Here is a 21,547-nt window from a genome sequence, read left to right on the forward strand (position 1 = left end):
AAAGTGGCGCAGATTTCGTCAGGGACGGACCCTGTTGCATCAACGAAACAAAGGATTTCTGTCATGCTCGAGAAAAAAGAGTTCTACATCAACGGCCAGTGGGTCGCGCCTGCGGTCGCCAATGATTATGCCGTCATCAACCCATCCACCGAGGAACAATGCGCTGTCATCTCTCTGGGCGGGCAAGCGGACACCGACGCGGCTGTCGCTGCTGCGCGTGCCGCATTCGACAGCTGGTCGCAGACCTCCAAGGAAGAGCGGACCCGCCTGATCGAAAAGCTCAAGGAAGTCTACATCGCCCGCCAGGAAGAGATGGCGCAGGCGATGTCGCAGGAAATGGGTGCGCCCATTGACCTGAGCCGTGCCCAGCAGGTTGGTGCAGGCAGCTGGCACATTGACGGGTTCCTCAAGGCATTTGAGGATTTCTCGTTCGAGCGCGACTTTACCGCCACCGAAAAAACCCTGCTTGAGCCGATTGGCGTTTGCGCGCTGATTACGCCCTGGAACTGGCCGATGAACCAGATCATCCTCAAGGCCATTCCGGCGATGGCGACCGGCTGCACCGTAATCCTGAAACCGTCCGAGATTGCACCGCTGTCTGGCATTCTGTTCGCCGAGTTTGTCCACGAGGCCGGCTTCCCCGCTGGTGTGTTCAATCTGGTCAATGGCGACGGTCCCGGTGTCGGCAGCCAGCTGTCCAGCCATCCAGAGGTGGACATGGTCAGTTTCACCGGCTCCACCCGCGCGGGTATCGCGATTTCCAAGGCGGCGGCAGACACGCTCAAGCGTGTATCGCTTGAGCTGGGCGGCAAGGGTGCCAATGTGATCTTTGAAGACGCGCACCCCAAGGCGGCCAAAGCGGGCGCAATCCGTTGTTTCCGCAACTCTGGCCAGTCCTGTAACGCGCCAACGCGGATGCTGGTGCACAAATCGCGATATGACGAGGCTGTGGAAATGGCGGCAGACGTGGCCAACAACACGCATGTCGGCCCGGCCTCCGAAGAGGGTAAGCACATTGGCCCTGTCGTGTCCGAAGCGCAATTCAACAAGATCCAGGGTCTGATTGAAAAGGGGATGTCGGAGGCGCGTCTCGTGGCAGGCGGGTTGGGCCGTCCTGATGGATTGAACCGCGGCTACTACGTAAAGCCAACCGTTTTTGCCGATGTCACCAACGATATGACCATCGCGCAGGAAGAGGTCTTTGGCCCGGTTTTGTCGATCATCCCCTTTGAGACCGAAGAGGAAGCCATCGCGATTGCCAATGATACGCCTTATGGCTTGACCAACTACATCCAGACCGAAGACACCGAGAAACGCCGCCGCGTGGCGCGTCGGTTGCGCTCTGGCATGGTGGAAACAAATGGTCAGGGCTTTGCCATGGGCTCACCCTTTGGCGGGTACAAACAATCCGGCAATGGCCGTGAGGGCGGTGTGTTTGGCCTTGAGGAATTCCTTGAAATCAAGGCGGTGTCAGGTTGGGCAGCTGAATAAATCGCCATCCTTGGCGCATGATCTGGGGCTGCCTTCGGGCGGCCTCTTTTTTTTCAACTGGCCGCGCCCGAGAGAACCCGCAGGATTGAGTTTTTCTTGCCAAATGAAGCCAAGAGTAGCGCTTTGCACTTCGTTTACCTTGCGCGGCTAACGTTGTGTCGCGCGGGTAGCTGGAGAGCGATCCCGTGTGCCAAGTGAAGCCCCGTTCGGCCGGGCGCACCGGTCTGGACGGGGTGATGGCCCTTTGCTTCATTTGGCAAGAAAAACTCAATCCCGCCTTCTCAGAACGGTGCCTTCGCCCGGATTTTCACGGATCGGCCACCCTGCGGATGATTGAAGCGCAACTCTTCTGAATGAAGCATCAGGCGCGGAAACTCCAACGCGAAGCCGCTTGCATAAAACGGATCCCCCAAGATCGGATGTCCCAGCGCCAGCATATGCACACGCAGCTGGTGGCTGCGACCAGTCTTGGGCATCAGGCGCACACGGGCCGTCGTGCCCTCGTCTTTGATCACACGCCAGTCTGTCTGCGCCGGTTTGCCCGTGTCATGGCATACCATTTGAAGCGGCCGGTTCGGCCAGTCGACGATCAGGGGCAAATCAATAGTCCCCGACTTTTCCGCCGGTACGCCCCAGACCCGCGCCACATAGGTTTTACGGGTCATGCGTTTTTCAAACTGCAAGCCAAGGTGGCGTTGGGCATAGGGCGTCAGGGCAAAGATCATGACGCCGGATGTGTCGCGGTCCAGACGGTGCACCAGCAAGGCATCGGGAAAGGCGGCCTGCACCCGCGAGAGCAGGCAATCGGCCAGATGTTCGCCTTTGCCCGGCACGCTCAGCAAACCGGCGGGTTTATCGACCAACAGCACCTCTGCATCTTCGTGCAAAATCACAAGCGGGTCTTGGGGCGGGGAATACGTAACGTCCATAGGCCGTTCGATCACAGATGTAGGGTGGGTTTTCAACCCACCTCATGCCAGTCTTTGCCAAACAAAGGAGAATTGAGATGCATCCCACAGTGCAAAAGTTTCACGATATGGTGCTTGAAGGCAATCATGAGGGGGTGTCGGATCTGATGGCAGATGACATCCGCTTCATGCCGCCGACCTATTGGGCGACATGGCACGGTCGCGAGGCGGTCTCAGCGGTGTTGGGGCATGTCGGCGAGGTGTTCGAGGATTTCCGCTATCGCCGCGTGCTGGGTGAGGACGATTATTGGATCCTTGAGTTTGAGTGCAAGATCGATGGCTTGGATTGTGTCGGGCTGGATCTGATGACCTTGAACGAGGCTGGCGAGATGCAGCAACTTGAGGTGGTGATGCGGCCCCACAAAACTGTCGGCGCACTGCGGGAGGCGATGAACAAGCGCGTTGCGACCGACCCGCGGTTTCTCAAGCTGCGCGAGGCGCTGTCTTAACCTTGTTGCGGTTTGCGCATCTGGCGCAACATTGAGCCTGAATAGATCACCAATGCCGCCCAAATCATGGGAAAGGCAATCATACGCGCCTGACCAAAGGGTTCTTTGAAAACAAAGACCGCGACGAGGAAAATCATCGTGGGCGCAATATATTGCAAGATGCCGATCGTCGAGAGGCGCAGCAGTTTGGCGCCGTTGGCATAGATCATCAACGGCACCGCTGTCACCGCGCCGCAACCGAGCAAAAGCCAGGTATCGCGGGTCAGGCTAAAGCTGAAATGCGATTGGCCCGTTGCAGTGAGATACCCCAGATAACCGAGCGCCGGGACAATCAGGATCAGCACTTCAAGCAAGAACCCCTGATTGGGGCCGATAGGCAGGCTTTTCTTGGCCAGTGCGTAGAACCCCCAGGACACGGTCAGCGCCAGCGCAACCCAAGGCATACGACCGGCGTCCAATGTCAGGACCAGAACCGCACCCGCTGCCAGGGCGATGGCAAGCATCTGTGCCTTGCTCAGACGTTCCCCCAGCAGGACCGACGCAAGAAAAATGCTGAACAACGGGTTGATGTAATAGCCCAACGCCGCCTCAAGAGTGTTGCCCGAAGTGATCGCCCAGACATAGATCCCCCAATTGATCGAGATCAGCGCCGCCGTCACACAGCCCATGGCCAACATACGCGGCGTGCGCAGCGCCTCTCGCAGGGCGTCGGTGCGGCGCAAGATGATCAACACCACCGCAGCAATCGGCAGTGACCAGATGATCCGGTGCACCACCACTTCAGCCGCAGGAATATGCGAGAGCAGTTTCATGTATAGGGGTAAGAAGCCCCAGAACACATAGGCTCCCAGCGCATAAGCCAGACCTAGCGGTGTGTCTTCGTTTTTGGTGGGGGGCAAGCTGTCTGGGTTACGCATGGCGGATCCTCCGGCGTCATGCGTAACCGCGATTGTGGAGGGCGACCACCCCTAAACTTTGACCCGTTCAGAGGCGGGATCATACATCGGTTTCAGCGATACATCTGCCTTGACGCGGGTGCCTGCCACGTCGATTTCGTAGGACGAGGCCAGTACATCTGCCGCACTTTCCCCTTTACACGGCACATAGCCAAGGCCGATCGCTCCGCCCAATGCATGGCCATATGACCCCGAGGACAGATAGCCGACAATCTCGCCGTCCCGCAGCACCGGTTCATTGTGGTAGAGCAGTGGTTCAGGATCGGTCAGTCGGAACTGCACCATTCGCGCGTCCAGCCCGGTTTCCTTTTTGCGCAGCACCGCATCGCGGCCGATAAAGTCAGGCTTGTCGGTTTTCACGGCAAAGCCGAGGCCCGCCTCCAACACATGATCTTCTGCGGTGATGTCATGGCCAAAATGGCGAAAGCCTTTTTCGATGCGGCAACTGTCCATCATATGCATCCCGCAGAGTTTCAGATCCATATCCGCACCAGCCTCTGCGAGCGTTTCAAACACATGTGCCGATTGATCGGCACTGACGTAGATCTCCCAGCCCAGTTCACCTACGTAAGTCACGCGGTGCACGCGGGCGAGGCCCATCCCGATCTCGATCTCTTGCGCGGTGCCGAAAGGATTGACCGCATTGCTGAAATCATCGGGCGAGACGGCTTGCAGCAGTTTGCGGGCATTTGGCCCCATCACGGCCAGAACACCCTCACCCGCCGTGACATCCGTGATGACCACGTTGAACGCGCCCTGATGGCGGCGCATCCATGTTTCATCAGCCAGACGCGTTGCCGCAGGTGTCACCACCAGATAGGCGGTTTCGGACAGGCGCGTGACGGTCACATCCGCCTCGATTCCGCCACGTTGGTTCAGAAATTGGGTGTAGACAATTTTGCCCACAGGCACGTCGTATTGCCCGCCGCCGATGTGGTTCATAAAGGCGCAGGCGTCCCGGCCCTCAACGCGGATTTTGCCAAAGGATGACATGTCGTACATGCCGACGTTCTCACGTACGGCCATATGTTCGGCGCGGACATTGTCAAAGAAGTTCTGCCGCTTCCAGCTGTATTCATATTCCGGTGTCTGCCCCGGAACCGTAAACCAGTTGGCGCGTTCCCATCCCGCCAGTTCGCCCATAACGGCGCCGCGATCCTTGAGGTGCTGATGGAATGGGGTGCGGCGCACCCCGCGCGCTGTGGCCTTTTGCCGGAAGGGATAGTGATCGGCATAGAGCAGGCCCAGAGTTTCCTTGGACCGTTCGGCCAGATAGGTCTTGTTGCCTTGGAAAGGCTGCATGCGGCTGATGTCGACATCGCCCAGATCAAAGGGTTTCTCGCCGTCGTGCATCCATTGCGCCAATGCCATGCCAGCGCCGCCAGCCGATTGGATACCAATGGAGTTAAAGCCCGCCGCGACCCAGACATTGTCCATCTCCGGCGCGAGGCCAAGGTGATAGGCGTCGTCCGGGGTAAAGCTCTCGGGGCCGTTGAAGAATGTGTGAATGCCGGCCTCTGCCAGCATCGGCATCCGGTTCACTGCGTGTTCGAGGATAGGCTCGAAGTGGTCAAAATCTTCGGGCAGTTGATCAAATTCAAAGTCCGCCGGAATACCATCCAACGCCCAAGGTTTGGCGTTGGGTTCAAATGCGCCAAGCAAAATCTTGCCTGCATCTTCTTTGTAATAGGCGCATTCGTCCGGCACCCGCAGAACCGGCAGTTGTTTCAGCCCTTCGATGGCTTCGGTCACGATATAGAAATGCTCGCAGGCCTGAAGTGGCACATTCACGCCCAGCATCCGGCCAACCTCATGCCCCCACATGCCGCCGCAATTCACCACCATGTCGCAGGCGATATGGCCGCTGTCCTCGCCCTGTGCCCAATCCACGCCGGTGATCCGCCGTCCCTCGCGGGTGACACCGGTGGCGCGGGTGCGTTCCAGCACCTGTGCGCCGCCTTGTCGTGCGCCCTTGGCCATCGCAAGCGCGATATTGGCAGGATCGCCCTGCCCGTCCTTGTCCAGATAGACCGCTCCGGTGACACCTTCGATGTTCAGATGCTCGTATTTTTCCAGCACCTCTTCGGGGCTGATTTCCTCAACATCAACGCCAAAGGCACGGGCCATCGCCGCCTGGCGGTAAATTTCTTCGCGGCGCTCTTCGGTCAGGGCCACGGTGATCGACCCGCAGCGTTTGAAGCCAGTGGCCACACCTGTTTCGGTTTCCAGATTGCCGTAGAGTTCCTGCGAATACTTCGCCAGCTTGGTCATATTGGCCGTGGCCCGCAATTGGGCAATCAGACCGGCCGCATGCCAAGTGGTGCCAGAGGTCAGTTGTTTGCGCTCCAGCAGAACAACATCTTTCCACCCCAGCTTGGTCAGGTGGTAGGCAACGGAACAACCGATGACGCCGCCACCGATGATGACAACGCGGGCGTGTGAGGGGGGGATGGCCATGGATGAACCCTTCAAATGATGGTATAATCTGCCGCCAACAAGCGACGGTGAATTTCTTTGATATGCTTGGGGCCAACCTCGCAGCAGCCACCAACGATGGTGGCACCCTGATCCACCCAGCGCAAAACGAGCTCGGCATAGGCCGCAGGGGTCAAGTCGCGTCTGGAGGTCAGCGCATCAACCGTCGGCTTTGCCGTTAGAAAACCTTCGGCGATCTTTTCAAACCCATTGGCATAGGCTCCAAAAGGGCGGGCAGATGCGGCCAAAATAGGCAGCGCCGCAGGCACGGCCTCAGGAGCGGAGCAATTGACGAGCACGGCATCCGCATGATCGGCCACCGCCGCAACCGCCTCTGCCAGATGCTCTCCCGAGCGCAGGCGGGTGCCGTCTTGATCATCCACCGTCATCGCGATCCAGACAGGTTTGCCAGCACTCAGCGCCCCTGCCAGAACGGAGCGGGCATGGTCCACTGAGGCAACGGTTTCTGCCAGAATGAGATCGCATCCCGGCGCCAAGGCCTGGGCGATTTCGGCATAGGCCGGTGTCGCCGTGTCAGGGTCCGGATGCAAATCCGGCCTGTAAGAGGCAACCAGCGGCCCAATCGCCCCCGCGATGCGCGCAGAGCCGCTGTTCTGCGCCTCTTTGAGCGCAAGCGCCAACAGTTCGGCCAATTGATCTTCGAGAGGCGTCCCCAGCAGACGGTCCCGGTGAATTGCATAGCTGTTGGTGGTGGCCACCGAGGCCCCGGCATCTGCATAATCACCGTGGACTTCGGCCACCAATCCGGGGTGATCCACCATCACCTGTGTGGACCACAAAGGCGTTGGCCTGTCTCCGGCGCGGTGCACCAGTTCTTGGCCCATGCCGCCATCCAGAAGCGTGATCGCGCTCATGCCCGGATGCGTTCGTTTTGAGGGTCCCAAAGCGGCTGATCGGGTTGAACCGTGGCTTTGCACATCTTGCCAAAGATATCGATCTCGACCTCTGTGCCGGGCACCGCCAGATCGGCCCGCAACATGCCCAGCGCAATTGAGCTGTTCACGCGGTAGCCCCAATCGCCTGATGTGGTCTCGCCCACAACCGCGCCATCATGCCAGACCGTCGACATATAGGGCGCGTCCTGATCGCCTGCATCTACGGTCATGATGACAAAGCGTTTCTTGCTGCCTGCCTGCTTTTCCAACTGCATCGCGGCCTTGCCGGGGAAATCCTGCGGTTTGTCGAGTTTGACAAAGCGGTCGAGCCCCCCTTCCAACAAGGTGTAGTCGGTGGACAGATCCCCCTTCCAGGCGCGGTAGCCTTTTTCGATCCGCATGGAATTCAACGCGAACATCCCAAAGGGTTTCGCACCTGCGCCGATCACCGCATCATAAAGCGCGGGAATATCGGCATTTGCGGCATGAATCTCCCAACCCAATTCGCCAGCAAAGCTGACTCGCGCCAGCGCACAGGGCTTGCCCGCCACTTCGGCCGCTTGATGGGTCAACCAACCCAAGGACAGGTCCGCCTTGGTCTCCAACGCTTCAAACAGCGCACGGCTTTGCGGGCCGGTGACGATCAGTGTTGAGTATTCAGTGGTGTGATCCGTCAGGGTCAACCCTGCATCCCGCGCCGGGCGCAGGATGTCAAAATCATGCCATTGCGCTGTGGCAGCAGTGATCAGGGTAAAGTGATCCTCGCCGTGCCGCAGGATCGACATTTCGGTCAGTATGCGCCCGCGATTGTCGCCAAAATAGGCCAGGTTCATACGCCCCACTTTGGGCAATCCGCCGGTGATCCGTCCGCGCAACCATTCGGCAGCGCCGTCACCCGACAAATTGAAACGGGAAAAACCCGGCAGATCCAGAACGCCCACACCATCGCGCACTGCCTCGACCTCTTCTTTGACGCGCAGCGCCCATGGGCCGTTGCGATCCCATGTCTGGGTGCTTTCCTCAGAGGTATCATCCCCCGGTTTGGCAAACCAGTTGGCCCGTTCCCAGCCGTTGAAGGTGCCCATCTGCCCACCTGCCGCGAGGATTTTGTCATGGACCGGAGACAGCTTGCGGTCACGTCCCGCAGGCCAGACATGATGCGGGAAGTGCATGGCGTATTCGTGACCATAGGTTTCCATCGCTTTTTGATCGCAGAAGTCCTGATCGGTGTAGTCGGTGTAGCGGCGCGGATCGACCGCCCACATGTCCCACTCGGTTTGACCCTCGGTGATCCATTCAGCGAGCACCTTGCCCGCGCCGCCACCCTGGGTGATCCCAAAGGTGAACACGCAAGCCTCAAAGGCATTCGGAACCCCAGGCATCGGTCCAATCAGCGGAAGACCGTCTGGCGCATAAGGAATTGGCCCGTTGATTACGCGGCCCACACCGGCGGTTCCCAGAATCGGCACCCGCGCCATTGCGTCTTCGATGTACCATTCCAGACGCTCCAGATCGTCGGGATAAAGTTGGAACGAGAAATCCTCGGGCATGGGGTCTTGCGGCGTGACCCAGTGGGCCTTGCAGTTCCGTTCATAGGGGCCGAGGTTGAGACCATTCTTGTCCTGACGCAGGTAGTAGGAGGTGTCCACGTCCCGCAGCAGAGGCACCTTGCGGCCATTTTCCTTGGTCCAGGCAGCCAGTTCGGGGATCTCTTCGGTCAGGAAATACTGGTGGCTCATCACGGTCATCGGCAAGGTGCGCCCGCCATAGGGCTTGAACCACTCAGCCACCCGCTGTGCATAGTAGCCAGCGGCATTCACCACATATTCACAGCGGATATCGCCCTTGTCCGTGTGCACAATCCATTCGGATCCCTCGCGGGTCACGCCCGTTGCAGGGCAGAAGCGTTCGATCCGTGCGCCCATTTCCCGTGCCCCTTTGGCCAGGGCCTGAGTCAACTGCGCTGGATCGATGTCACCATCTGCCGGATCCCACAGCCCCCCTTCAAGATCATGAGTTTCAATGAAGGGATAGCGGTCTTTCATGTCTGACACGGCCATCATTTCAAGGTCGAGACCTTGGTAATTGCCCATGGACCGAGCGCGTTCAAATTCCTGCATCCGCTCTTTGCTGTGCGCCAGCCGGATGGAGCCGGTGACGTGATAATTCATCGGGTAATCCACCTCTTTTTCCAGCCCTGCATAAAGACCCAGCGAGTAGCGCTGCATGTTCATGATCGCCCAGGAGGTCGAGAAGTTGGGGCAATTGCCCGCCGCGTGCCAGGTGGAGCCTGCTGTCAGTTCGTTCTTTTCGAGCAGCACACAATCGGTCCAGCCGGCCTTGGCCAGATGGTACAGCGATGACACACCGACAACGCCGCCGCCGATGATGACCACGCGGGCCGTTGATGGAAAGTTGCTCATCTTTATTGCTCCCTTTGCGGCACGCCGTCCGCGATCTCGTAATAATCACCCTTGTCCGCGACGAAGATGTGTTTTTGCAGAGTCAGCCCGGTCGGACCGTCAATGGCACCCAATGAAAAGCTCATTCCGTCTTCATCGTGGGCTTTCCAGAACAGGAAACAGCCGCAAGCGGGGCAAAAGCCGCGGGTGGCGGTTTTGGTCAAATCGAACCAACGCACTTCGCCAGTGATGTCGAAGTTTGACCGGGGCGCATAGCCGGAGGCCCAGTAGTTGCCCGATTGCTTGCGGCATTGGCCGCAGTGGCAGGCCGATACGCTTTGCCCGCCATCGCGTACGGTAAAGGTGACTGCGCCGCAGTTGCAGCTGCCCTTCAGAATGTTGCTTTGATCTGGCATCACGCCCTCCCCGGTGTAACGGCACTGCCCAGAAGGGTGCCGTAGATTATAAAACAGACCGCCATGACCCGGCGCACCCAAATGTTGAACACCGCCCCCATCGCCGCACGGCCCAGCCCAGCGCCAAGCGCGGTAAAGCTTGTGTAGCTGAGCGCGGTGAGCGTCAGCGCGGTAGGCATGATCACCACCATCTGGTCCCAGATCGGAACATCTGGTTGGACAAACTGGGAAAAGGCCGCGAGGTAGCCTGCCACGCTTTTGGGGTTGATGGTGGCGATCGCAAAGGCTCGCAAATAGATCGACCGTGCGGGCCGTGTGATCTCTGGCACCGGCTTGCTGGCATTCAGCCAGCCGCGCACGCCGAGATAAATCAGAAAGCCCGCGCCGATCAGCTTGGCCGCCGTGAAGGCCAGCGGTGATGCCGTGATCAATGCGGTGACGCCCAAAGCGGACAAGATCAGGAAGAGCGTGGCCTGTGTGAGGATGGCGAGCACACCAATCAGGCTGCGGCGGAAACCCAGAGTCATGCCGTTGCTGATGCAGTTGACGGCATTTGGGCCTGGCGTGGTGACAAAAACCAACCAGAACAGCGCGAATACGATCCAGGCCTCAAAGCTCATACGTCAATACTCCGGCGGGGCGATGACCCAGATCGCCACGGCAGGTGCGTCAAAGGGATTGGACCAGCGAAATGGTTCGCCCCGGATGCGGAAACTGTCACCGGGGTGGATCAAATGGGTGGTGCCGTTGATTTCGATCTCCAATTTACCGGACAGCAAATAACCCACCTCTTGCGTCTGGCGCGTGACCTCTTCGGTGATGCGGCTGTGCGGCTGAAAGGTGGAATGCACCATCTCGAAATCATCAGTCAGATCGGGGGAAAGCAGCTCTTCAACCAATCCGGCGGTGTAGGCACCAATGGTCCGGCGGGCATCTTTGCGCACGACAAAGCCTGCCTCATGGGCAGGGGCGGCCTCGTGGCGGAACAGCATGGACACGGAAACATCCAGCGCCGCCGCGATATGACGTAGATCGGTGATGGAAGGCTCTGAGATGTCCCGTTCAACCTGGCTGAGCCAGCCGACGGACCGGCCCAGCGCATCGGCCATATCGGTCAGCGTCAAGCCCCGGCTTTTGCGCAGGGCCCGCAGATCGGCGCCCAAAGTGTCTGGTCTGTCCGGGGTGCTGTGTTGCATGTCAGGTCCGTGAAAATTCTAACGCGAATTTCACGATGCCTGAGTCGCGTGAAAAAATCCAGATTTATTTCACGCGATTACTCTGCCCGCGCAAAAACTGCGCTGAGGATCCTTGTCAGGGCCTCTGCATCCCCGTCCGTAAACGCCGCGGGTTGGTCGCTGTCGATATCAAACACCGCGATCAGGCGGCCTTTGCCATCAAACACCGGCAAAACAAGTTCAGACCGGGTGGAAGAGGCGCAGGCGATGTGGCCAGGGAAAGCATCCACATCCGCGACCAGTTGCACCGCCTGTTCCCGCGCCGCCGCCCCGCAGACCCCGCGCGAGAACGGGATCGTCAGGCATCCGTGGCCGCCTTGATACGGCCCGATCTTGAGCATTTCTGGACCTGTGACGCGGTAAAAGCCGGTCCAGTCAAAGCGGTCATCTGCATGATGCACCTCGCAGGCCACGGTCGCCATCAAAGCAACAGCGTCCGTTTCCCCCTCTGTGAGGGCGGCAAGGGTTTTGGCGAGGGTTGGGTAATCGACAGTCATGATGTGTGCCCTTGAAACGGCGACCGGGGGCTGACTGCCCCCGGACCCCCGTGAGTATTTTAGGCCAAAAAGGGTTCAGACCCGTTCGATTGCAATGGCAGTTCCTTCGCCGCCGCCGATGCAGATGGCCGCGATGCCCCGCTTGAGATTGCGTTTTTCGAGGGCGTTGAGCAGCGTTACCATGATCCGGGCACCCGAAGCGCCGATAGGATGGCCCAGTGCGCAGGCGCCGCCGTTGACGTTCACGATGTCATGGCTGAGATCCATCTCATGCATGAAGGCCAGTGGCACAACGGCAAAGGCTTCGTTCACTTCCCACAGATCGACATCCTCTTTTGACCAGCCGATTCGGTCCAGCAGTTTTTGCGCGGCGGGCACCGGTGCGGTGGTAAACAAACCTGGCGCCTGGGCATGGCTGGCGTGGCCCATAATGCGGGCGCGGATGGTCAGGCCTTGCGCCTTGGCGGCCTCTTCTGAGGCCAAGACCAGCGCGGCAGCGCCGTCAGAGATTGAGGAGGAATTGGCAGCTGTGACCGTGCCACCTTCGCGGAAGGCTGGTTTGAGCTGCGGGATCTTTTCGGGGCGCGCGCTGGCGGGTTGCTCATCGGCTGAAACGGTTGTGGTGCCCTTGCGCGAACGGACCCCAAGCGGGGCGATCTCGTGCTCGAACGCACCGCTGTTTTGCGCTTCGAGCGCCCGAGACAACGAGGCAAGCGCATATTCGTCCTGGGTTTCACGCGTGAACTGGAATGCCTCGGCGCAATCTTCGGCAAAGGTGCCCATCAGGCGGCCCTTGTCATAGGCATCTTCGAGCCCGTCGAGGAACATGTGGTCAATCACCTGGCCATGGCCGAGCCGCGCACCACCGCGCATTTTAGGCAGAACGTAAGGCGCATTTGTCATGCTCTCCATGCCGCCTGCGACCATGACGTCCGTATGGCCAAGGGCGACCTGATCAAATGCGATCATTGCGGCCTTCATGCCGGAGCCGCACATCTTGTTCAGGGTTGTGGCAGGCACCTCTTCGCCCAGACCAGCGGCAAAACCGGCCTGCCGCGCAGGCGCTTGCCCCTGACCGGCGGGCAGAACGCAGCCCATGAGCACCTCTTCAACCTGCGCGGGGCCCGCGCCGTCCAACGCGGCCTTGATGGCGTGGCCGCCCAACTCGGCGGCTGTCATGCCTTCAAATGCACCCTGAAATCCGCCCATGGGCGTACGGGCCGCGCCCGCAATTACAACATTTCGCATCACGTTCTCCTTGCTTGGCGTCTGATCATCAGTTGGTAAGGATTTACCGCTATGCCTTGATGCAACGCTCGGGTCTCAGGGGTTTACTTATGAAAGTTTCCACGAAGATTGAAGGGGACAGATGTGTCGTGACGGTTCAGGAGGATCGCATTGATGCGGTTGTCGCGCTTGCCTTTAAAGACGCCATGCGGCGCAATACCGTTGGATCAGGCGCGATGGTGATCCTCAACCTGGCACAGGTGCAGTTCATTGACAGCAGCGGGCTGGGCGCAATTGTCGCAACCATGAAACACCTTGCGCCAGACCGACAGCTGGTTCTGGCCGGGCTGAGCGCCCCGGTTGAGCGGGTCTTTACCCTGACCCGGATGGACAGTGTTTTCCAATTGTTTGCCACCCTTGATGATGCTCTGGCGGTTCACCATGCATAAGCAGGACATGCCGGTCGCTGACACAGGAGCTTTGACCTTGGGATATTTGCCGCCGTTTGAAGTGTCGCTCGACAGCCAACAATCCGACGTGCGTGGAGCGCTCAGTGCCTTGCTGGCGGGATTGGGGCCACTCGCCCTGGATGTAGAAGAGGCCGGTACGGTCGAGTTGGTGATGGCCGAGGCATTGAACAACATTGTTGAACATGCCTATTCAGACCGCAAGCGCAAAGAGGCCATTCATATCCGGTGCAAACAACTTCGTGATGGGCTCCACCTTCGGATTGTGGATCGCGGGATGGCCATGCCGGATGGCAAGACACCGATCGGGATGGCCCAAGATATCAACGTGGATACCCCTGACATGCCGGAGGGCGGTTTTGGGTGGTTCCTGATACAGGATCTGGCAAAGGACATCCGGTATCGGCGGGTTGGACACACCAACCAGCTTGACCTGCGATTGGCCGTGGCTTTGCACGCCGAGGTTTAACCTCCATTTCCTTCGTTTTTGAAAGCCCTGCCAGCGATCTCGCTTGCGGGGCATTTCGGTTGTGCAGTCCCTGCAAGCTCATACCGTTTACCATGCCTCAAAGCTGCCCTGATGTTTCCCACAAGTGCCGTGATCTGATCATAATTGCGCCGTTGTCTGGGGGCATATCTGGTTTTGTAGCTTCACAAGGCTTCCCTCGGCGGCGCGCTTTATAGCCCCCACCCAATGCGCGGCGCCGAGGATCTTTTCCCTATATCATTGGCAGCCCTGCACTCGCGGGCTAGGTTCCGGTCAAATCAAACTGACGGAGCCATCAATGCGTGACTTTCACTTTCCCGGACGGTCCCCTGTGTTTGCCAGCAATGGCATGTGCGCGACCTCGCACCCTTTGGCCGCAAAAACCGCTATCGACATTCTGGAACGTGGCGGCAATGCGATGGATGCAGCGATTGCCGGGGCGATCTTGTTGGGCATTTGTGAGCCGCAAATGACCGGGATCGGCGGGGATTGTTTTGTCCTCTATTCAGAAGCCGGGTCGGATGAAGTGATTGCGCTAAACGGATCTGGCCGGGCGCCGGCGGCCCTTGATGCAGCGGCATTGCGGGCGCGGGGTGACACCGCCGTGCCACTTTACTCTGCGGATGCGGTGACAATTCCAACGGCGATGGATGCGTTTTGCGGGTTGTCCGAACGGATTGGGAAACTGGGGCTTGATACACTTCTGGCGCCAAGCATTCACTACGCGGATGAGGGTGTCCCCGTTGCGCCGCGCGTTGCGTTTGATTGGGCTTTAGAAACTGAAAAGCTTAAGGGCAGCGCCCGAAATCACTACCTCAAGAATGGCAGCGCCCTGAAAACCGGCGATATCTTCCGCGCGCCCGGTCAGGCAGAGGTGCTACGCCGCGTCGCGAAATCGGGCCGCGATGCGTTTTACACCGGCGAGATTGCCGAAGATATGATTGCCGCGCTGACGGCCCAAGGCGGCGCTCACACCGCAGAGGATTTTGCCGCCGCGGCCAGCGACCAAGCGGTCCCGGTTGAAGCGTCCTACAAGGGCATTGATGTTGTTGAACATCCGCCAAATGGGCAGGGCGCAACGGCGTTGTTGCTGCTGAATATCCTCGCGCAGTTTGACATTGCGGCGATGGATCCGCTTGGCGCGCAGCGCGTTCATATTGAGGCGGAGGCGAGCAAGCTGGCCTATGACGCCCGCAACCGGTTTCTGGCCGATCCGGATCATACAACTCGGCTCGATCACATGCTGGCCCCGGAAACTGCGCAGCGGCTGGCGACATTGATTGATCCCAAGAAGGCCATGCCAGCTGCAGCCCCACTGACAGAGCAGGTGCATAAAGATACCGTCTATATCACCGTGGTAGACCGCGATGGTATGGCCGTTTCGATGATTTATTCGATCTTTCACGGCTTTGGATCGGGTATTGCCTCTGACAAATTTGGTATTCTTCTGCAAAACCGGGGGGCCGGGTTTACCCTAGAAGAGGGCCACCCCAATGAGCTGAAAGGTGGCAAGCGCCCCATGCATACGATCATTCCGGGGATGATCCGTGAAAACGGCAAGGTGATCATGCCCTTTGGCGTGATGGGTGGGGCCTATCAGCCATGCGGCCATGCGCGGTTTGTGTCCAACCTGCAGGACTTCGAAATGGATATGCAGTCTGCCATTGATGCGCCGCGGGCCTTTGCGGATGGTGGCGTGCTAAAGATTGAACGCGGCTATTCAGAGGCTGTGCGCCAGTCGCTGACCGATTTGGGGCATCAGGTAGTAATTACGGATACCGCTATTGGCGGGGCGCAATCGATCCGCCTGCGCCCGGATGGCGTGTTGGAAGGGGCCAGTGATCCGCGGAAAGACGGATGTGCACTGGGGTACTGAGCCACATTGCCCGTTGCAAAACACCGGGCGGCGAAAATCGCCGTCTTTAGTTCAACTGGAAATGAAGCGGATAGGCCCCATCGGTAAACGGGCCAAACAGATCGGGGATGTCGGGGTGATCCACAGGTTCGCCCGAATAATCGGCAACCAGGTTCTGCTCCGATACATAAGCCACATAGTAGCTTTGATCGTTTTCGGCCAAAAGGTGATAGAACGGCTGGTCTTTGACCGGCCGGCTTTCTTCCGGGATGGCTTCGTACCATTCATCGGTATTGGCAAATTCCGGATCGACATCAAAAATCACCCCTCGGAAGGGATGTTTCTTGTGGCGGACGATTTGCCCAAGGTGATATTTAGCGCGTGTTCGAAGCATAACTGCAGGCCCTACCTCTCGTTAGGTAGCGTTTCAAGTGGCTTTTGTCCAATCACGCAGCGGCAATTGAAGGAAACAGACTGTTGAACCTCACCCTCACAGTGCTTGAGATCGTCGCACCGGTATTTTTACTGGCTGGGATTGGGTTTGTCTGGGTCAAGGTCGGGCTAGAATACCGCATTCAGTTTGTGACCCAAATGGCGATGACCTTGGCCGTGCCCTGCCTGATTTTTGTTTCGCTGATGAACACGAAGATTGATCCGGCGGCCCTGACCTCGCTTTCGCTGGCAACTGTGGTGGCCTACGGGGCAGTGTCAGCCGCGGCGGTGGTGCTTGTGCTGGCGTTGGGTTTGAACAGACGCACGTTTACCGCACCGCTGATTTTTGGGAATACCGGAAATCTGGGTCTGCCGCTGGCGTTGTTTGCCTTTGGTGAAACCGGTCTCAGCTATGCGGTGGTGGTTTTTGCGATCATGGCAATCTGGTCATTCACCTTTGGGATCTGGCTTGTTGCGGGGGCGGGATCATTTGGCAAAGTGCTGCGCGAGCCTTTGGTCTGGGCCACATTGCTGGGCGCGCTTTTCCTGTGGCAGGGGTGGCAAACACCGGTGTTTCTGACCAATACCCTGAGCCTTGTGGGGCAGATGGCGATTCCTTTGATGTTGATCACTTTGGGCGTGGCCGTCGCACGGCTCTCGCCCGCGGGGATGGGTCAGGCGATTGTGCTTTCGTTTGTGAAGCTGCTGCTGTGCGTGGGGATCGCCTGGTTCGCCGGGCGGTGGTTTGCCTTGGACAAAACCGCCTTTGGCGTGCTGGTTTTGCAGGTCGCAACGCCGGTCGCAGTTACGTCCTATCTGCTGGCCGAGAAGTACGGAGCAGAATCACAAGCCGTTGCGGGGCTGGTCGTTGCGTCCACCCTGATGTCGATCGGCGCATTGCCGCTACTCTTGGCGCTTTTGCTGTGAAAATTGTGATGTGACGCCCGCATAGAATCTGATAAACTGCGGCAAAATATAAAAACAAAAAGCGAGAGGCAGATGAGCAAAACTCTTCGCGCGTTGATTATTGTGCTGTTGGTGGCATCCTGTGGCGGTGGGCAGTCTTCTGCCCCGCGGGATCTGGATAACGCCTGCACGATCCTCAAGCAGCGCCCCGAATACTACAAAGCCTTCCGCAAGGTTGAGCGGAAATGGGGCGTGCCGATCCACGTCCAGATGGCGACGATCTATCAGGAAAGCAAATTTGTCGCCGATGCGCGCACACCGTTCAAATATGTGCTTGGCGTGATTCCGATGGGCCGCCAGTCCAGCGCCTATGGCTATAGCCAGGCATTGGATGCGACTTGGGATGAATATCGCCGCGCCGAAAACCGGCGTACTGCCAAGCGGGACCGCATTCGCGATGCCAGCGATTTTATGGGCTGGTATATGACCCAAAGCAAAGACCGGAATGGCATTCCCCTCACGGACGCTCGCAACCAATATCTGGCCTATCATGAGGGCCACACCGGGTTTTCCCGTCAGACCTACAATAGGAAAGCATGGCTGGTGGCCGTGGCAGGCAAGGTTGACGCCCGATCTGCCATGTACCGCGAACAAATCTCCAGCTGCCGGTTGCGCCGGTTCTGATTGTTATCCCTGCCCCGTTTGGGCAGGGGTTTCATTACCGTTTTGGCGCGGATTGTGCGGCGCCGACATCAAACAGATTGTTTGGCAGGCTCACACCCTTTTGCAGATCGCCCAGCACAACGGTGGTCTGCCCGCCGCCGCTGTCATTGATCACCCATTGGCGCAGCTCAATCGGATTGGAGGTAAACTTCAGCTCGATATTGCCATAGCCTGGGTTTTCAGGATCTTGCGCCTTGACCACGGTGGCCGTGCCGTCAAAGCGGTGTCCGGTGACCATCTTTGCCCGTCCCAGATCGACCTGACGTGCCAGGATGATCGACAAAGGTGTGCGGCTCAGAGGATAACTTTCCGCCGGTTGGTTGGATTTCTTATCGTAAATCACCACCGTGTTGCTGCCCGCGACCACCAAGGCCGATTCCGGCGGATTGTATTCAAAGCGCACCTTGCCGGGGCGTTTGATATAGATGGTGCCGGTGCTGATGGACCCATCGTCATTGATCTGCGTGAACTCGCCCTTGGCGGTCTGCAACTTGTTCAGATAGGCAGAGATTTCACCCAACGGCAACTTTTCCGCCAGGGCCGCAACCGGGGCTATCACAAGTGCTGCCGCTGTAACTGCAGCGGCCATCGTTAAAATACGCATAATGTCTTCCTGTCTGACTGCTTGGCCTTACACATAGGGCGCATTGTGCGGTTATGCGATATCAGCCCGCAAAAATCCGCGCAAACTTGGCCCATCAATGGAAAAACCGCCGGCACAGGGGCCGGCGGTTTTCAACAGTGCTGAGGCGGTGAAGAGGGATTTAGCCCTGCTCTGGCACCAGAATTTCGCGTTTTCCGACATGGTTGGCGGGGGACACAAGCCCCTGATCTTCCATTTGTTCCACCAGACGTGCGGCTTTGTTATAGCCAATCGCCAGTTTCCGCTGGATGTAGGAGGTCGAGCATTTCCGGTCTTTGATAACGATTTGCACCGCCGTGTCATACAGGGCGTCTTCGCCATCTGTATTGCCGCCCAGGCCCAACACTGCATCAATGTTGCTTTCGCTGTCTTCTGACGGGCCTTCAACCACACCAGAGACGTAGTCCGGTTCGCCATAAGCCTTAAGGTGATTGACGATTTCCTCCACCTCTTCGTCGCTCACAAATGGACCGTGACAGCGCGTGATCTTGGCACCGCCCGCCATGTAAAGCATGTCACCCATGCCCAAAAGCTGTTCGGCGCCCATTTCACCCAGAATGGTGCGGCTGTCGATCTTGGATGTAACCTGAAACGAGATCCGCGTGGGGAAGTTCGCCTTGATCGTACCGGTGATCACGTCGACCGAGGGGCGCTGTGTTGCCATGATCAGGTGAATGCCAGAGGCCCGCGCCATCTGCGCCAGACGCTGGATGCAGGCTTCGATCTCTTTGCCCGCGACCATCATCAGATCCGCCATCTCGTCCACGATCACCACGATATAGGGCAGCGCCTCGGGTGTGTTCTCTTCGGTCTCGAAGATCGGCTCGCCGGTGTCCTCGTCAAATCCTGTTTGAACGGTGCGGCTGAACATTTCACCCTTGGCCAAGGCTTCGCGCACGCGGCCGTTGTAACCTTCAATGTTGCGCACACCCATTTTGGACATCTTGCGATAGCGCTCTTCCATCTCGCCCACGGTCCATTTCAGGGCCACAACCGCCTTCTTCGGATCGGTTACAACCGGCGACAACAAATGCGGAATGCCGTCATAAACCGACAGTTCCAGCATTTTGGGGTCGATCATGATCAACCGGCATTCTTCCGGCGTCAGCTTGTATAGCAGGCTCAGGATCATGGTGTTGATCGCAACCGATTTACCGGAGCCGGTGGTCCCTGCGATCAGCAGGTGGGGCATTTTGGCGAGATTCGCGACAACCGCGTCACCGCCAATGTCTTTGCCCAATGCAAGCGGCAGGCGCATGTTGCTGTCGCCGAAATCGCGTGCCGCGAGGATTTCGCGCAGAACCACCTTTTCGCGGTTTTCGTTGGGCAGTTCGATACCGATTACCGAACGTCCGGGCACGGTAGAAACACGCGCCGACAGGGCAGCCATGGACCGGGCGATGTCATCAGCCAAACCTATGACGCGAGAGGCCTTGAGGCCCGGCGCGGGTTCCAGCTCATACATGGTGACAACCGGGCCGGGGCGCACAGCGACGATTTCGCCTTTGACGCCGTAGTCATCCAATACGTTCTCCAGCATCCGCGCATTTTCTTCGAGCGCTTCATCCGACAGATGCAAGCGTTGAACCTGTTCGGGGTTTTCCAGCAGGCTCAGCGGCGGCAGTTCGAAACCAGGGTGGGTGTCTTCGAAGGTCAGCGTGGGCTGTTCTTCGGCTTTGGCTTGCTTGGACGGCTGCACCACTTTGCGTGCGGGCTGCTGCACCACTTTGCGCGGCTCTGCGACCGGAATGACCGGTGCGGGCGCAGGTGCTTCGACCAATGTAGAGCTTTCAAGCGGCAGCGGATCAGCGGCAACCTGAGCCACAAGAGGTTCGGGTGCAGGCGCCACAGTCGCGTGAACCTGCATCTGCGGCTGGGCGGCGGCCGTCAATGGCGGCTCGGCCCGCAAAGAAGCGGTCAGCGGCGGCTCTGGTGGCAGCTCGGCCACAGGCGCGGTGTTCAGCACAAGCGGATCAGGCCCCCTGCCCCGACCTTTGGTAAGAGGCGCGGTTGTTGGTGTGTGCAAAGCGGTGGTGCTGCGCACGCGGTTCTTAATGACATCGGCAATCTTGGATTTGATCCGATCTTCGCCCGGCACCTCGTCGATGACGGCTTCGCTGTAGGTCTCCACCAACTCTGGCTCGGGCATGGTTTCGGGACGTTTGATCAGGGTGGGCATACGCGCCATGATGCCGGACTTCTCCTCAGCGGGCGCTTGCGCCTGAAGCTGGGCTTGGGCGGTCATCTCCATATGCTCCTGGATCGCGGCATAGGCGGCGGCCTCATCCGCCTCTTTTCTCAGGCGTTCGCGGCGTGCGGCATGGCGGGCCTGCAACTGATGTGCGGCCTGAACAGCGCCGGTTGCGCCGCGACCCAAAAGGGTCATCAACATGGCATAGGCCATGATCACGCCAACCAACAAAAACCGGCCAATGCGCAGCAATTCAGCTTTGGTAAAGCCCAGCACGAAGGCGCCCAGCGTCAGGATCGACACCCCCATCAACAACGACATCAGTTTCACGGTAAAACTGGACCCGATCGGCAGAACCGTCAGAACCGCGCCCATGACAGTGTCGCCAAACAGGCCACCAAGGCCAAAGCTGTGGGTTTGCAGCCATTCCTCGCCCGGTGCGAGGGTCGCGGCATAGATCGCACCCAGCGCCACGGCAATGGGCGCAAAAATCAGGCGGCTGACCGCACGTTCCTGCCCGATGTGCAGGGCAAAACGGATGCCCCAAACCAACAGAACAACGGCAAGACCCCAAGACCCCCAGCCCACAATCATGAACAAAGGCGCAGCAATAGACGCGCCCATACGGCCCATCCAGTTTTGCACCGGCGCATCGGTGGACACCATCCAGTTTGGATCATCCGGCGTGTAGCTGCCGATCATCAGAACAGCCATCATACCCAGAAGGATCAGGCCAAGGCCCAACAATTCCTTACCGCGTTTTTCAATCGCTTCAGCCATATTGCTGTCCAGCAGAGGATCGCGCCCGCGTGTCTGATATGCCATTGCTCT

Annotated in this window: 20 protein-coding genes; 7 read left to right on the forward strand and 13 right to left on the reverse strand. The window is 58.7% G+C overall.

The features are described 5' to 3' along the window. Positions 1 to 63: 63 nt before the first annotated feature. A complete protein-coding gene (locus K3754_RS17855; RefSeq protein WP_203209803.1) occupies positions 64 to 1,491 on the forward strand; it encodes an aldehyde dehydrogenase family protein in 1,428 nt (475 codons plus the stop codon). Between the two features lie 281 nt (positions 1,492 to 1,772). Here the strand turns inward: K3754_RS17855 and K3754_RS17860 are convergent, their stop codons facing one another. Next, positions 1,773 to 2,420 carry a pseudouridine synthase gene (locus tag K3754_RS17860; RefSeq protein ID WP_259943401.1) on the reverse strand — a complete coding sequence of 216 codons (648 nt, stop codon included), beginning with the start codon at positions 2,418 to 2,420 and terminating at the stop codon, positions 1,773 to 1,775. Between the two features lie 77 nt (positions 2,421 to 2,497). Here K3754_RS17860 and K3754_RS17865 point away from each other — a divergent pair, with 77 nt between their 5' ends. Continuing rightward, a complete protein-coding gene (locus K3754_RS17865) occupies positions 2,498 to 2,908 on the forward strand; it encodes a nuclear transport factor 2 family protein (protein ID WP_203209802.1) in 411 nt (136 codons plus the stop codon). On the opposite strand, the gene rarD is transcribed toward K3754_RS17865, so the two are convergent. From rarD to K3754_RS17910, 9 genes are all read right to left on the reverse strand, one after another. Further along, positions 2,905 to 3,825, reverse strand: a complete 921-nt coding sequence (gene rarD / locus K3754_RS17870) for an EamA family transporter RarD (RefSeq protein ID WP_259939027.1) — start codon at positions 3,823 to 3,825, stop codon at positions 2,905 to 2,907. The genes K3754_RS17865 and rarD overlap by 4 nt on opposite strands. A 51-nt stretch (positions 3,826 to 3,876) precedes the next feature. Continuing rightward, a complete protein-coding gene (locus K3754_RS17875; RefSeq protein ID WP_259939029.1) occupies positions 3,877 to 6,321 on the reverse strand; it encodes an FAD-dependent oxidoreductase in 2,445 nt (814 codons plus the stop codon). Between the two features lie 11 nt (positions 6,322 to 6,332). Then, positions 6,333 to 7,214 (reverse strand): homocysteine S-methyltransferase family protein, encoded by an 882-nt coding sequence (locus tag K3754_RS17880; RefSeq protein ID WP_259939031.1) that lies wholly within the window; start codon positions 7,212 to 7,214, stop codon positions 6,333 to 6,335. Beyond that, positions 7,211 to 9,658 (reverse strand): FAD-dependent oxidoreductase, encoded by a 2,448-nt coding sequence (locus K3754_RS17885; protein WP_259939035.1) that lies wholly within the window; start codon positions 9,656 to 9,658, stop codon positions 7,211 to 7,213. Before K3754_RS17885 ends, K3754_RS17880 begins: the two co-directional genes overlap by 4 nt. Positions 9,659 to 9,660: 2 nt before the next feature. Then, on the reverse strand, positions 9,661 to 10,053 hold the full coding sequence (locus K3754_RS17890) for a GFA family protein (protein ID WP_203209797.1): 393 nt from the start codon (positions 10,051 to 10,053) through the stop codon (positions 9,661 to 9,663). Further along, positions 10,053 to 10,673, reverse strand: coding sequence for a LysE family translocator (locus tag K3754_RS17895; protein ID WP_259939039.1), 621 nt, complete (start codon positions 10,671 to 10,673; stop codon positions 10,053 to 10,055). Before K3754_RS17895 ends, K3754_RS17890 begins: the two co-directional genes overlap by 1 nt. Before the next feature lie 3 nt (positions 10,674 to 10,676). Continuing rightward, on the reverse strand, positions 10,677 to 11,249 hold the full coding sequence (locus tag K3754_RS17900) for a helix-turn-helix domain-containing protein (RefSeq protein WP_259939041.1): 573 nt from the start codon (positions 11,247 to 11,249) through the stop codon (positions 10,677 to 10,679). A gap of 77 nt (positions 11,250 to 11,326) precedes the next feature. Beyond that, positions 11,327 to 11,785: a GAF domain-containing protein gene (locus K3754_RS17905; protein ID WP_259939044.1), complete on the reverse strand. Its 459-nt coding sequence runs from the start codon at positions 11,783 to 11,785 to the stop codon at positions 11,327 to 11,329. Between the two features lie 75 nt (positions 11,786 to 11,860). Then, the gene (locus K3754_RS17910) at positions 11,861 to 13,033 is read right to left on the reverse strand and encodes an acetyl-CoA C-acyltransferase (RefSeq protein ID WP_259939047.1); all 1,173 of its coding nucleotides are present in this window, start codon (positions 13,031 to 13,033) and stop codon (positions 11,861 to 11,863) included. An 89-nt stretch (positions 13,034 to 13,122) separates the two neighbouring features. Between K3754_RS17910 and K3754_RS17915 the strand changes: the two genes are divergently transcribed. The 3 genes from K3754_RS17915 (at position 13,123) to K3754_RS17925 (ending at position 15,842) form a co-directional block, all read left to right on the forward strand. Beyond that, positions 13,123 to 13,461 (forward strand): STAS domain-containing protein, encoded by a 339-nt coding sequence (locus tag K3754_RS17915; protein WP_259939050.1) that lies wholly within the window; start codon positions 13,123 to 13,125, stop codon positions 13,459 to 13,461. Next, a complete protein-coding gene (locus K3754_RS17920; RefSeq protein WP_259939052.1) occupies positions 13,454 to 13,948 on the forward strand; it encodes an ATP-binding protein in 495 nt (164 codons plus the stop codon). Before K3754_RS17915 ends, K3754_RS17920 begins: the two co-directional genes overlap by 8 nt. A gap of 316 nt (positions 13,949 to 14,264) precedes the next feature. Then, the gene (locus K3754_RS17925) at positions 14,265 to 15,842 is read left to right on the forward strand and encodes a gamma-glutamyltransferase family protein (protein WP_259939055.1); all 1,578 of its coding nucleotides are present in this window, start codon (positions 14,265 to 14,267) and stop codon (positions 15,840 to 15,842) included. A 46-nt stretch (positions 15,843 to 15,888) separates the two neighbouring features. On the opposite strand, the gene hspQ is transcribed toward K3754_RS17925, so the two are convergent. Beyond that, entirely contained in the window at positions 15,889 to 16,215 is a 327-nt protein-coding gene (gene hspQ, locus K3754_RS17930; RefSeq protein WP_025049429.1) for a heat shock protein HspQ, read from the reverse strand. A gap of 83 nt (positions 16,216 to 16,298) precedes the next feature. Here hspQ and K3754_RS17935 point away from each other — a divergent pair, with 83 nt between their 5' ends. Together K3754_RS17935 and K3754_RS17940 are read left to right on the forward strand one after the other, a co-directional pair. After that, a complete protein-coding gene (locus K3754_RS17935) occupies positions 16,299 to 17,180 on the forward strand; it encodes an AEC family transporter (protein ID WP_259939070.1) in 882 nt (293 codons plus the stop codon). Positions 17,181 to 17,252: 72 nt separating this feature from the next. After that, positions 17,253 to 17,843: a lytic transglycosylase gene (locus tag K3754_RS17940; protein WP_203209789.1), complete on the forward strand. Its 591-nt coding sequence runs from the start codon at positions 17,253 to 17,255 to the stop codon at positions 17,841 to 17,843. Positions 17,844 to 17,877: 34 nt separating this feature from the next. Here K3754_RS17940 and K3754_RS17945 read toward each other — a convergent pair whose 3' ends face one another. Beyond that, positions 17,878 to 18,486, reverse strand: coding sequence for an outer membrane lipoprotein carrier protein LolA (locus K3754_RS17945; protein WP_259939072.1), 609 nt, complete (start codon positions 18,484 to 18,486; stop codon positions 17,878 to 17,880). Positions 18,487 to 18,646: 160 nt separating this feature from the next. Further along, positions 18,647 to 21,541 carry a DNA translocase FtsK gene (locus tag K3754_RS17950; RefSeq protein WP_259939075.1) on the reverse strand — a complete coding sequence of 965 codons (2,895 nt, stop codon included), beginning with the start codon at positions 21,539 to 21,541 and terminating at the stop codon, positions 18,647 to 18,649. Between the last annotated feature and the right edge of the window lie 6 nt (positions 21,542 to 21,547).

The organism is Sulfitobacter sp. M368 (assembly GCF_025141875.1).
In the GTDB taxonomy this organism is placed as follows: domain Bacteria; phylum Pseudomonadota; class Alphaproteobacteria; order Rhodobacterales; family Rhodobacteraceae; genus Sulfitobacter; species Sulfitobacter mediterraneus_A.

Bases quoted from the DNA above. Each gene is read 5' to 3' on its own strand.
- rarD (WP_259939027.1), bottom strand. From the start codon at position 3,825: ATGCGTAACCCAGACAGCTTGCCCCCCACCAAAAACGAAGACACACCG.
- K3754_RS17920 (WP_259939052.1), top strand. From the start codon at position 13,454: ATGCATAAGCAGGACATGCCGGTCGCTGACACAGGAGCTTTGACCTTG.
- K3754_RS17875 (WP_259939029.1), bottom strand. From the start codon at position 6,321: ATGGCCATCCCCCCCTCACACGCCCGCGTTGTCATCATCGGTGGCGGC.
- K3754_RS17915 (WP_259939050.1), top strand. From the start codon at position 13,123: ATGAAAGTTTCCACGAAGATTGAAGGGGACAGATGTGTCGTGACGGTT.
- K3754_RS17950 (WP_259939075.1), bottom strand. From the start codon at position 21,541: ATGGCATATCAGACACGCGGGCGCGATCCTCTGCTGGACAGCAATATG.
- K3754_RS17890 (WP_203209797.1), bottom strand. From the start codon at position 10,053: ATGCCAGATCAAAGCAACATTCTGAAGGGCAGCTGCAACTGCGGCGCA.
- K3754_RS17925 (WP_259939055.1), top strand. From the start codon at position 14,265: ATGCGTGACTTTCACTTTCCCGGACGGTCCCCTGTGTTTGCCAGCAAT.
- K3754_RS17895 (WP_259939039.1), bottom strand. From the start codon at position 10,673: ATGAGCTTTGAGGCCTGGATCGTATTCGCGCTGTTCTGGTTGGTTTTT.
- hspQ (WP_025049429.1), bottom strand. From the start codon at position 16,215: ATGCTTCGAACACGCGCTAAATATCACCTTGGGCAAATCGTCCGCCAC.
- K3754_RS17910 (WP_259939047.1), bottom strand. From the start codon at position 13,033: ATGCGAAATGTTGTAATTGCGGGCGCGGCCCGTACGCCCATGGGCGGA.
- K3754_RS17940 (WP_203209789.1), top strand. From the start codon at position 17,253: ATGAGCAAAACTCTTCGCGCGTTGATTATTGTGCTGTTGGTGGCATCC.
- K3754_RS17860 (WP_259943401.1), bottom strand. From the start codon at position 2,420: ATGGACGTTACGTATTCCCCGCCCCAAGACCCGCTTGTGATTTTGCAC.
- K3754_RS17945 (WP_259939072.1), bottom strand. From the start codon at position 18,486: ATGCGTATTTTAACGATGGCCGCTGCAGTTACAGCGGCAGCACTTGTG.
- K3754_RS17865 (WP_203209802.1), top strand. From the start codon at position 2,498: ATGCATCCCACAGTGCAAAAGTTTCACGATATGGTGCTTGAAGGCAAT.
- K3754_RS17855 (WP_203209803.1), top strand. From the start codon at position 64: ATGCTCGAGAAAAAAGAGTTCTACATCAACGGCCAGTGGGTCGCGCCT.
- K3754_RS17900 (WP_259939041.1), bottom strand. From the start codon at position 11,249: ATGCAACACAGCACCCCGGACAGACCAGACACTTTGGGCGCCGATCTG.
- K3754_RS17885 (WP_259939035.1), bottom strand. From the start codon at position 9,658: ATGAGCAACTTTCCATCAACGGCCCGCGTGGTCATCATCGGCGGCGGC.
- K3754_RS17905 (WP_259939044.1), bottom strand. From the start codon at position 11,785: ATGACTGTCGATTACCCAACCCTCGCCAAAACCCTTGCCGCCCTCACA.
- K3754_RS17880 (WP_259939031.1), bottom strand. From the start codon at position 7,214: ATGAGCGCGATCACGCTTCTGGATGGCGGCATGGGCCAAGAACTGGTG.